This window comes from Bacteroides sp. HMSC067B03, from assembly GCF_001811315.1.
Taxonomy (GTDB): Bacteria; Bacteroidota; Bacteroidia; order Bacteroidales; family Bacteroidaceae; genus Bacteroides; species Bacteroides faecis.
The window spans coordinates 20,113-31,022 of the sequence record NZ_KV804294.1; the positions used below are offsets into that span (position 1 = coordinate 20,113).

The window sequence follows — 10,910 nt, forward strand, 5'->3', positions numbered from 1 at the left end:
GTGTGCTTCGTTTTTTAGAAACTGATCTTCGGCGCTTGTTCCAGGTTGGCACGTTCGTTGGTACCCAGATCGAACATAATTTCTCTGCGGAATCCTGCCATACCTGCTACGATATTGGACGGGAATGTCTGAACGGCGTTATTATATTCCTTCGTTGCCGAGTTAAAGTAACGGCGTACAGCGGCTAATTTATTCTCCACATCGGATACTTCTTCCTGCAATTGCAGGAAATTCTGGTTAGCTTTCAGGTCGGGATAAGCCTCCAGAGTGATTTTCAATCCCGATAAAGCGGAAGATAACTGATTCTCGGCTGCTATTTTTTCGTCGATCGTTTTAGCGCTGACTGCACCGTTACGTGCCTGAATCACCCGGTCGAGCGTTTCTTTTTCGTGTGAGGCATATCCTTTCACAGTCTCCACTAACTGCGGGATAAGATCGTGACGTTGTTTCAGTTGCACGTCGATGTCTGCAAACGCATTTTCACGGTTGTTTCTCAGTCTCACCAATGAGTTGTACATGGAAGCAAATATGATTCCTAATAATACGATAATTCCTACGATAATAAGTATAGCCATGTCTTTATCTTTTAGTTAATAATACTAGCCAAAAGTAAGTTATTTTGCATTGCCAAGCAAGTAGAAGAGAATAAAAATAGTTCTAAACCACCTAAAAACTATCAAAAAGCACCTGAAAACTATCATTTGACAGTTTCACCCCCTAAGAAATGACGAATTTCCCCCTGTTTGAGTCATAAAATACCTTTAAACTTGCAAATGTCAAGAAAGAAACGAAATATTAACCGTAAAACCCTTAAAGTATGAAAAGTTTAAGTTTCAGAAAAGATTTAATTGGAGTTCAGGAAGAGTTGCTTCGTTTTGCTTATAAATTAACTGCCAATCGTGAAGAAGCAAATGATTTATTGCAAGAAACATCATTAAAGGCCTTGGATAACGAGGAAAAATATGTTCCCGATACAAATTTCAAAGGATGGATGTATACGATCATGCGTAACATCTTTATTAATAACTACCGTAAAATAGTACGTGACCAGACATTCGTAGATCAGACCGACAATCTGTATCACTTGAATCTCCCTCAAGACTCAGGATTTGAAAGTACGGAAGGCGCTTATGACTTGAAAGAGATGCACCGCATCGTCAACGCGCTGCCGAAGGAATATAAAGTACCATTCTCGATGCACGTATCCGGTTTTAAATACCGTGAAATCGCAGAGAAACTGGACCTGCCCCTCGGAACGGTGAAGAGCCGCATATTCTTCACACGCCAACGTTTGCAACAAGAATTGAAAGATTTTGTATAAATTGGGATAACACATCAACCAGACAATTAATGCCGGTAAGGAGCAACGAGTGAGAAACTCGTTTGCTCCTTCGTTTTTGTGACAATATGATATTAAACATATCTTTATAGCCCAACTTATTCGCTGAATGTTTGTTATTATGTCAGAGAACTTTCTATATTTGTATCAACTAGTTAACCTAAGTAATATAAATCTCATCTATTTACGGCAATGAAAAAGGAAATCAAATTTAGTCTCGTTTATCGGGATATGTGGCAGTCGTCCGGCAAGTATCAACCACGTGCCGATCAGTTAGTAAGAATTGCTCCGTTAATTATCGAAATGGGTTGTTTCTCTCGTGTAGAAACCAACGGAGGTGCGTTCGAACAAGTCAATCTGCTGTATGGAGAGAACCCGAACAAAGCCGTCCGGGCTTTCACAAAACCTTTCCACGAAGCGGGCATACAAACTCACATGCTCGACCGTGGTCTGAATGGTCTCCGAATGTATCCCGTACCGGCAGATGTACGCCGGCTGATGTATAAAGTGAAGCATGCGCAAGGTGTGGACATCACCCGTATCTTTTGTGGGCTGAATGAAGTCAGGAATATTATTCCTTCCATCCGTTATGCCCTCGAAGCAGGGATGATTCCGCAGGCAACGTTGTGCATTACGTTCTCACCCGTGCATACCGTAGAATATTATACCGCTATCGCCGAGCGTCTGATAGAAGCCGGAGCACCGGAAATCTGCCTGAAAGACATGGCGGGTGTCGGTCGTCCCGAAATGCTGGGACGTCTGACGAAAGCAATCAAAGAACGGCATCCCGAAATCATCATCCAGTATCACGGACATAGCGGACCGGGGCTCTCCATGGCTTCTATTCTGGAAGTTTGTGAGAATGGCGCGGATATTATCGATGTGGCGATGGAACCTATTTCGTGGGGAAAGGTTCATCCGGATGTTATCTCCGTGCAAGCTATGCTGAAAGATGCAGGATTTCAGGTGCCGGAGACTAATATGAAGGCTTATATGAAAGCCCGTGCCATGACGCAGGAGTTTATCGACGATTTTCTGGGCTATTTTATGGACCCTACCAACAAGCATATGTCTTCTTTGCTCTTGAAATGCGGACTTCCCGGAGGTATGATGGGCTCTATGATGGCCGATCTGAAAGGAGTACATTCCGGCATTAATATGATATTGAGAGGTAAGAACGAACCGGAACTGAGCATTGACGATTTGCTCGTGATGCTGTTTGACGAAGTAGAGTATGTGTGGCCAAAACTTGGTTATCCTCCACTGGTAACCCCGTTCAGCCAATATGTGAAGAATGTGGCATTGATGAATGTGATGTCTCTTATCAAAGGAGAGGAGCGCTGGACGATGATCGACAATCATACCTGGGATATGATTCTGGGTAAAAGCGGGCGTTTGCCCGGTACACTTGCTCCCGAAATTATCGCATTGGCAAAAGAAAAAGGATATGAATTTACAGACGAAGACCCACAGAAGAATTATCCGGACCAGTTGGATGAGTATCGCAAAGAAATGACAGAAAACGGTTGGGACTTTGGAAAGGATGATGAAGAACTCTTTGAGCTGGCAATGCACGACCGTCAATACAGGGATTACAAATCGGGTGTTGCCAAGAAGCGTTTCGAGGACGACTTGCAGCGTGCCAAAGATGCTGCTTTGGCCAAACAGGGATTCTCGGAAGAAGAAGTGAAACGGATGAAGCGTGCGAAAGCCGAACCGGTGACTGCTATGGAAAAAGGCCGGATCATTTGGGAGATTGACGTGGAATCGCCTTCCATGCCACCCGAAGTGGGACATAAATATGAGCCGGATGATGTATTTTGTTATATCGCTACTCCTTGGAATACGTATGATAAGGTGTTGGCAAACTTTAGCGGTCGCGTGATCGAGGTATGTGCCAAGCAGGGGGCACTGGTCAATAAAGGTGAGCCGTTGGCGTATATTGAAAGATGTGAGGAGCCGGCATAGTGCATATATAAAATAACGGATAGAAACAATCCCTTTATTCTGGTTCTGTTTCCTGATGGAATACAGACTGGGATAAAGGGATTGCTTTATTTCTTTTTCTTCCTGGTATTCTTCTTCTCTATGGCTTTTTTCTCCACAGGAGGAAATTTAGGAACCAGGTCCATTAGTCTCAATATCTGTTTTTGTCGTCTCAAAATATATGCCGAAGGCTTTGCTGAGTTAAACCGTATCGGGTTGGGGAGCGTAGCGGCAATCAGTGCGCACTGTCCTTTGCTCAACTTGGCGGCTGTCGTATTGAATTTGTATTTGGCGGCAGCCTGTGCACCGTAAATACCTTTTCCCATTTCAATAGAGTTGAGATATACTTCCATTATTCGTTCTTTCGACCAGAACAACTCTATAAGAAAGGTGAAATAAACCTCGAATCCTTTGCGCACCCAAGATGATTGCGGCCATAGGAACACATTCTTGGCTGTCTGCTGACTGATGGTACTTGCTCCGCGCTTCCGTTTCCGTTTCTCGTTTTCTTTGATCGCTTTCTCGATCTCGATAAAATCAAATCCATTATGTTCGGCAAAACGGTTGTCTTCGGAGGCGATGACCGCCATCGGCAGTTGGGGAGATATCTTATCAAAAGAAACCCACGTGTGTTTCCACGTGGGTTTATCTCCTGACGCAAGCTGCTGTACACTTCGGATGACCATCAACGGGGTGACATACACCGGCATAAACCGATAGACAATCACAGCCAGAATGGTAGATGCAAAGAAGAAAATCAGCAGGTTGCGTGCATAACGCAATATTCTTTTAATGGGAAGCGGCTTGTGCATCTTTAATCATCTGCTCACTTGCGTACATGTAAACTTCTACACGACGATTCTGCTCTCTTCCGGCAGCTGTGTCGTTGCTGGCAACAGGATCACTTTCGCCCATTCCGTCCACACCTTTAATCTGGCTGGATGAAACGCCGCAGCTCAACAAATAACTGGCTACACTCTGTGCACGTTCCTGTGACAAGTTCAGATTCTTCTGACGACTTTGTTCGGCAGTACTGTTTCTCCAGCCCTGATTGTCGGTATATCCATAGATGGATACGTCCATGTCTCTGTTCTGGTTGAGTACGTTGTTGGCGAACTTGCTCAATGCAGACTTGGCAGCAGCACTTAGAGTCGCATTACCGGTAGTGAAAAGAATACCCGAATCGAATGTTACCTTTACTGCCTGCAATCCGTTGTTGTCAGTTATCTGCTCTACTTGTGCGCCTTCAATCTGTTTTGCTTCTGCTGCCGCTTTATCCATCTTCTTTCCGATAAGGGCACCTGTTCCTGCACCTACGGCAGTACCAATAGCCGCACCGATGGCAGCACCCTTGCCTTTACCGATAACACCGCCGAGGATAGCACCTAATGCAGCACCCGAACCACCGCCGATTGCGGCACCTTTGCCCGTATTGTTCATGCTTGCGCAGCCACTGAATATAATGGTTATACTCATGAAGAGAACCATCCATTTCATTTTGTTCATAATGCAATGTTTTTTTAATAGGTTTATAAAATAATACTTTAATAAATTAACAACGCAAAGATACATATTATTTGCCAAGGTCATACTTTTTAGGTTAAAATAACTCCGGATGATCTTTGTATATGTTAAATAACAAACGACATGGCTACCTTGTTGACACGGAAGGCAGATTTAAGCATTTTTTCCTGATCATGGTAAACCATCCCAAGAGAATCATTCCTTTAGCAATCGTTGTGACGCATACTGCCCACCAGATGCCTTCTACTCCCATGCCCATCCGTACAAACAGGATGGCAAGCGGAATACGCATATAATTGCATACGATGCTGACAATGGCAGGAGGTACGGTACGTCCGATGCCATAGAACACTCCCTGCATCGTGATTTCGAGCATCATGAATAGCTGCGAATATCCGTCGATACGCAGAAATACACCGCCGGCTTCATAAGCCGCCTGTTCGGGGACAAAAATTGAAAAGACTTCGTTTCCGTAAAAAATGAACAGCAGTGTGCAGAAAGTACCGAAGATTCCTGTCATCCACAAGGTAGTATGCCATGCTTTCAGCACGCGCTCTATTCGTCCGGCAGCGAAATTCTGTGCAATAAAGGCGCTAAGTGCGGTGGAGAAGCCTTGGGAGGTATTCCAGGTGATAGCTTCTATTTGTCCTCCGGTGGTGAAGGTCATCAGTCCGATGTGTCCGCCCTGTTCGGAGGCGGTGCGGCAGAGGAACATGTTGACAAACGCAAATAACGTGTTCAGGGTAGCTACGGGCAGACCTAATTTCAGAATACGCCGTGTGTACTTCTTCTTCAGGCGGGAGAAGAATGGGAAACCGCCGAGCAGGGCGTCCTTGCGGAAACGTAGTTGGTAGATGAAGATAGCGAAAACAGTAGCTTGCGAAAGCCATGTGGCATAGGCGGCACCGTTTGTACCCAGGCCGAATCCGAAGATAAACAGGGGATCGAGAATGATGTTCATAATCAGTCCTGTACCGCTGATATAAAACGGGATTTTGCTTCGTCCTGCTGCATTATAGATACCGGTAAAGGCGGCAGACAGGAATATGAACGGTAATGCGGTGGAGATAATCCGCAGGTATTCGATAGCATTGACCGTGATGTGCTCTTTGAGCTCGTAAATCCGGATAATGGGACTTGCGAATGTGAAAAGCAATCCGCCCCAGCAGAGCGAAATGATCAGTGCAATCGTGATATTGTGTGAAGCGAACTGACGGGCATCTTCTTGGTTTTGTGCACCGATGGATTGTCCTACGCTGACTTCGGACCCTACCTTATTTAATAAGGAGATAGAACCGGACATCCACGTCAGGATTCCTACAGAACCGATGGCTGCTACGGCTTCACTTCCCAACCGTCCCACCCATGCCATATCCGTAAGGCTGTATGCCATCTGTATAAACGATGTTGCCATGATGGGCATCGCCAGATTGAACAGTTGGCGGTTGATAGGACCATGTGTCAGATTCTTTATCCCTTGCATATTACTTTTTCTATTTAAAAGGAGGCGCAAAGATACATAAAATTACTATCTTCGCACATCAAAATATTCATTAATCAAAGTATACAGATACTATGAAACAAAAAATCTCTTCTTTTTGGGTATTGCTCGTCCTGTTGTTAGCAGGTCTGCAAGCCTCGGCACAAAGTGCGCCAAAACCATTTGATATTGAACAACCTTCTCTTCGTGTTTTTCTTCCGGCACCGGAATTGGCAACTGGGCGTGCGGTGGTAGCTTGCCCGGGTGGGGGATACTCCGGCTTGGCGGTCAATCATGAAGGGTATGACTGGGCACCATATTTCAACAAACAAGGAATTGCATTGATCGTTCTTAAATACCGGATGCCGAAAGGGGACCGCACTCTCCCGATCTCTGATGCCGAAGCCGCCATGAAAATGGTACGCGACAGTGCTGACGTATGGAATCTGAATCCGAATGATATTGGTATCATGGGATCTTCCGCCGGAGGTCATCTGGCTTCGACAATCGCTACACATGCGCCTAAAGAGCTTCGTCCTAATTTCCAGATTCTCTTCTATCCGGTGATTACGATGGATAAATCTTTTACCCACATGGGCTCTCATGACAATCTGTTGGGCAAAGATGCTTCTGAAGAACTGGAAAAAGAATTCTCTAACGAGAAGCAGGTGACAAAGGAAACTCCCCGTGCGTTCATTGTTTATAGTGATGATGATAAAGTCGTTCCTCCTGCCAATGGAGTCAACTATTATCTGGCTCTGAATAAGAAAGGCGTTCCCTCCGTTCTCCACATTTATCCCACAGGCGGACATGGTTGGGGAATCCGTGAAGACTTCCTCTACAAGAGTGAAATGCAGAACGAACTGACCTCTTGGTTGCGTAGCTTCAAAGCTCCCCGCAAAGATGCCGTACGTGTAGCTTGCATCGGCAACAGCATTACGTTCGGAGCAGGAATAAAGAATCGCAGCCGCGATAGTTATCCTTCCGTATTGTCTCGTATGCTGGGCGATGGTTACTGGGTGAAAAACTTCGGAGTAAGTGCCCGCACTATGTTGAACAAAGGAGATCATCCGTATATGAATGAACTTGCCTACAAGAATGCATTAGCTTTCAATCCTAATATCGTTGTTATCAAACTCGGGACAAACGACAGTAAATCATTCAACTGGAAATACAAAGCCGACTTTATGAAAGATGCGCAGACAATGATTGATGCCTTCAAAGCCCTTCCGGCACAACCGAAGATTTATCTCTGCTATCCTTCCAAAGCCTATCTGACAGGTGACGGTATCAACGATGATATTATCTCCAAAGAGATCATCCCGATGATAAGGAAACTTGCCAGGAAAAACAACCTGTCTGTCATAGACCTCCATACTGCTATGGACGGAATGCCCGAACTTTTTCCGGACCGCATTCATCCGAATGAAAAGGGAGCCAAAGTAATGGCAGAAACTGTCCGTCGATCTATCATCTCTTTAAAATAAAAAAGATGTTATTGACTATTGAGCTTTTGACCGGATAATTGTATTAATAATATAGCCTTGATATAGGAAAGGAGAATATAATGGTCAGAACAATTGTTGTTTTCGTTTTTGTAACTTCTGCATGTGTTACTGCTGCCTTTTCCCAAACTGTAGAAAAGGAGAATAAAGTAGACGTGCAAAAGAAAAATAGTTCTACGGAAGTAAGCGGACGTTTATTGCTTGAAACAAAAGACATAGAACCGAAGTTGCCGGATATGGAGGTCAAAAAGAAAGCAGCAGATGATAAGTCCACGCAGTCATACGGCTTGACACCCTCAAACCCTGCATCGGGCTTATCTCCTTATTTTTATGATTTTCCTGCATTGCTGGAAAGTAATCCGACATTGACGGATTTTTATAACTTCCGGTGGTATCCGATGAATGGGCGACTTTCTTTTATTGGGAGTGCGGAACAGAAAACTTATTTGGGATTAGGACAATATATGGCAGTCAATGCCGGAGTGCGCTGGGTACCTTCCCAAAGATTTTTCGTTGAGGCAGGAGGTGCCTATAGCCGGCAATACTACTTGGTTTTGCCTATAGCGAGGCAAGATATAGCAGGAATGTATACGAGGATGCAATATACTTTGGCCAGAAATGTCCGTCTAAATGTCTGGGGACAGTACTTTATCTGGGGCAATACGCCTCCTCCGGCTTATAATCCGATATTTCCACATACGGGGATGGGAGCCTCCATATCGGTCGATGTGAAAAAGAATACGGAAGTAAGTGTCGGTGCTGAATATCAGTATGACAAGAATTCAAAGGAATGGAAGATGGAAACGTCAGGCCGCATATCCATTGGCTTTTAACACGGCTGGCTTTTGTCACAGCGTAATTATGTCGTTTCAGCAATTGTAGGCATGTCTCCTGTTTTTTATAGCAAAGGCATTTCAACTCTTGTGACATGTTCTTCTTCGGGCACATCCGGATTACTGTAATAATATTCTATTGATGTTCCGGAAGCCTTATATCCATTTGTCTTTATCCATTCGGCCATCTCGTTATACAGTTGTGCCAATTCATTGTAGTTTCCTCTGTGCAAGCATGAGACTATTCTTCTGGCGGGGATGATGACAGACTTTATGTTTCCGGTCCCTTGTAGAGTTCTCGACGATTTCAATCCGATAATCATTCTTACATGTTCTTCGGTCAGGCTTTCAAAGTCGGGGTACCCGACAAAGGGAATATTGGTGGTCACTTCCCCTTGCTCCTTGAATAAAGTGTCGATTCTTACAAAGTTCTCTCCGATAGCTTGTGGCATTCCTTTCATGTCGGTTTGCACTTCGATAGCCAGAGCAGGCTGCTCCGGTTGCTGTAAAAGCATGATTTCTGATATCTTTGCCATAGATTCTGTTTTTAATGATGATTACTTCCGTATGACCGGTATATATATGTCTGTTAGCAACTCCGATGTTTCTGTAGTAGACGGACGATTCATATATACCTCAAAGCTGGATGTACTTTGAGGATGGTATTTACTTTTCGGGAACCATTCCTCATAAATCATCCTGTACGCTTTGTATAAAGAAGAATAGCTTCCCTTATGCCTGAATATGGCATACCGTCCACCGGGTATCTGCATGATCCCCGGCATCGTTTTCACTTTTGAATCATCGCGAATGGTAATACCCAGATAGAATCTGCACTTATCTGTAGGTGTGATTGACGGATCGTCCATACTAAGGCTGATAAACTTGTCATACCGCTGATCGGCTTCATACTGTCTGGCGTAATGCCGTAGTTTATTCCATAGCAATTGGTATTTTATTTTGTTTTTATACGCTTCTCCTACTTCAATGCAGAATATCTTCATCGGGCTGATCACTTTTATTTCCGGCTCGATATCCGTTGCCGGATTTTTACTGTTCGGTTTATGCTTTTCTCTGTATTGGGAAGTTGATATACCAAAATGTTTCTTAAAAGCTTTAGCAATGCTGGATTTAGTCTGATAACTTGTCTGCTCTATTATTTGTTTCAGTGTATAGTCTGTTGAGATCAGCAAATGTGCAACATGTTCAATGCGCAAACGCTGTATATAGCTGCCGATATTTTCTCCGGTAGCGGCAAGGAACACTCTTCTGAAATGGTATTTGGACAGCCCGCTCATTGAACTCAGTGTATCAGTATCCAATATCTCCGTCAGATGACAGTTGATGTACACTATTATGTTCTGAATCATCTTGTGATGCAGATAGCTTGTTTCCACCTTTTGCCGCCATCTGTTCAGTGTAGGAAGCCGTTTATTCAGTATATTCCTCAGTTCTTCCGGAGAATAGTCCGTATCTGCATATTCATTATATTTATCTGTATATTTTATCCAGATATCGATCATTTCCCACATGGATATGTCGACAATGTATTTTCCCTCCTTCAGGCAATAATAGCAAAACTCATCACTTCTCGAACCGTCAGAGTTAGTACCTAGATATTCTTCCACATCAAAGCGAAGCGGCATTCCGCAACTTTGGCAATATCTTTTATTTATTTCGGATTCAACCATTTGTCTATTCTTGCTTTGCTTGCAAAAATAAGCTATTTTTCCGGTAAGCAGTTGTCCGGAATAGGCATCTTTTTATTAACAAATGTTCATTTCTGCTATTTCCTAAAGTTGTATCTTTCCTTTGTATGGAGGAAGTATCAGTCAGTTCCCTTCTGTCATCGGTCTGCTGCTAACCGGTTTTATTGCCGATAGGCTGGGGTGGAGAATATTTTCATCATCGGAGGAGTAGCGATCAGCATTAATATCTCTTATCCGTATATACGAATAAAAGAAGAAAAGTCTCCAATAACCATTGATTATCAGAGACTTTTCTTCTTTTTTAGTGATCCGCCTGGGTCATGAACCAAGCGTTATTTCTTCCTCAATATCAGTACTTTCAGAAATTTCGGCTTTGCATCCGTCACGCTTTAGTCCTTAAAAACTGTCTGCTGTTGTCCGGTGTCTGTCTGCCAACATCTTGGGTTCAAATGTACGCATTATTTTTGGATTATGCAAACCGTTGAAAATAAACATTCTAAGGTTAGGTCGAGTAGGTCTGGGCATTTCAGCCCA

Annotated in this window: 10 protein-coding genes; 4 read left to right on the forward strand and 6 right to left on the reverse strand. The window is 43.9% G+C overall.

The window, feature by feature from the left end; translation table 11 throughout:
• Positions 1-14: 14 nt before the first annotated feature.
• Entirely contained in the window at positions 15-575 is a 561-nt protein-coding gene (locus tag HMPREF2794_RS04880; RefSeq protein ID WP_010537795.1) for a LemA family protein, read from the reverse strand.
• Between the two features lie 242 nt (positions 576-817).
• Between HMPREF2794_RS04880 and HMPREF2794_RS04885 the strand changes: the two genes are divergently transcribed.
• A complete protein-coding gene (locus tag HMPREF2794_RS04885) occupies positions 818-1,321 on the forward strand; it encodes an RNA polymerase sigma factor (protein WP_008763441.1) in 504 nt (167 codons plus the stop codon).
• Between the two features lie 210 nt (positions 1,322-1,531).
• The gene (locus HMPREF2794_RS04890) at positions 1,532-3,307 is read left to right on the forward strand and encodes an oxaloacetate decarboxylase (protein WP_070751058.1); all 1,776 of its coding nucleotides are present in this window, start codon (positions 1,532-1,534) and stop codon (positions 3,305-3,307) included.
• 86 nt (positions 3,308-3,393) lie between these two features.
• On the opposite strand, the gene mtgA is transcribed toward HMPREF2794_RS04890, so the two are convergent.
• The 3 genes from mtgA to HMPREF2794_RS04905 form a co-directional block, all read right to left on the reverse strand.
• Complete coding sequence (gene mtgA, locus HMPREF2794_RS04895) at positions 3,394-4,137, reverse strand: monofunctional biosynthetic peptidoglycan transglycosylase (protein ID WP_029425522.1); 744 nt, start codon at positions 4,135-4,137, stop codon at positions 3,394-3,396.
• On the reverse strand, positions 4,115-4,831 hold the full coding sequence (locus HMPREF2794_RS04900; protein ID WP_010537798.1) for a YiaD family glycine zipper/OmpA-like lipoprotein: 717 nt from the start codon (positions 4,829-4,831) through the stop codon (positions 4,115-4,117). The genes mtgA and HMPREF2794_RS04900 overlap by 23 nt, the downstream gene beginning before the upstream one ends.
• 145 nt (positions 4,832-4,976) lie before the next feature.
• Positions 4,977-6,332 carry an MATE family efflux transporter gene (locus HMPREF2794_RS04905; protein WP_070751061.1) on the reverse strand — a complete coding sequence of 452 codons (1,356 nt, stop codon included), beginning with the start codon at positions 6,330-6,332 and terminating at the stop codon, positions 4,977-4,979.
• A gap of 92 nt (positions 6,333-6,424) precedes the next feature.
• Here HMPREF2794_RS04905 and HMPREF2794_RS04910 point away from each other — a divergent pair, with 92 nt between their 5' ends.
• Complete coding sequence (locus HMPREF2794_RS04910; RefSeq protein ID WP_022300915.1) at positions 6,425-7,816, forward strand: GDSL-type esterase/lipase family protein; 1,392 nt, start codon at positions 6,425-6,427, stop codon at positions 7,814-7,816.
• 80 nt (positions 7,817-7,896) lie between these two features.
• Entirely contained in the window at positions 7,897-8,667 is a 771-nt protein-coding gene (locus tag HMPREF2794_RS04915) for a hypothetical protein (protein WP_070751063.1), read from the forward strand.
• Between the two features lie 65 nt (positions 8,668-8,732).
• Here HMPREF2794_RS04915 and HMPREF2794_RS04920 read toward each other — a convergent pair whose 3' ends face one another.
• Complete coding sequence (locus tag HMPREF2794_RS04920) at positions 8,733-9,203, reverse strand: GyrI-like domain-containing protein (protein ID WP_010537802.1); 471 nt, start codon at positions 9,201-9,203, stop codon at positions 8,733-8,735.
• 21 nt (positions 9,204-9,224) lie between these two features.
• Positions 9,225-10,358 carry a GyrI-like domain-containing protein gene (locus HMPREF2794_RS04925; protein ID WP_029425523.1) on the reverse strand — a complete coding sequence of 378 codons (1,134 nt, stop codon included), beginning with the start codon at positions 10,356-10,358 and terminating at the stop codon, positions 9,225-9,227.
• Positions 10,359-10,910 lie beyond the last annotated feature (552 nt).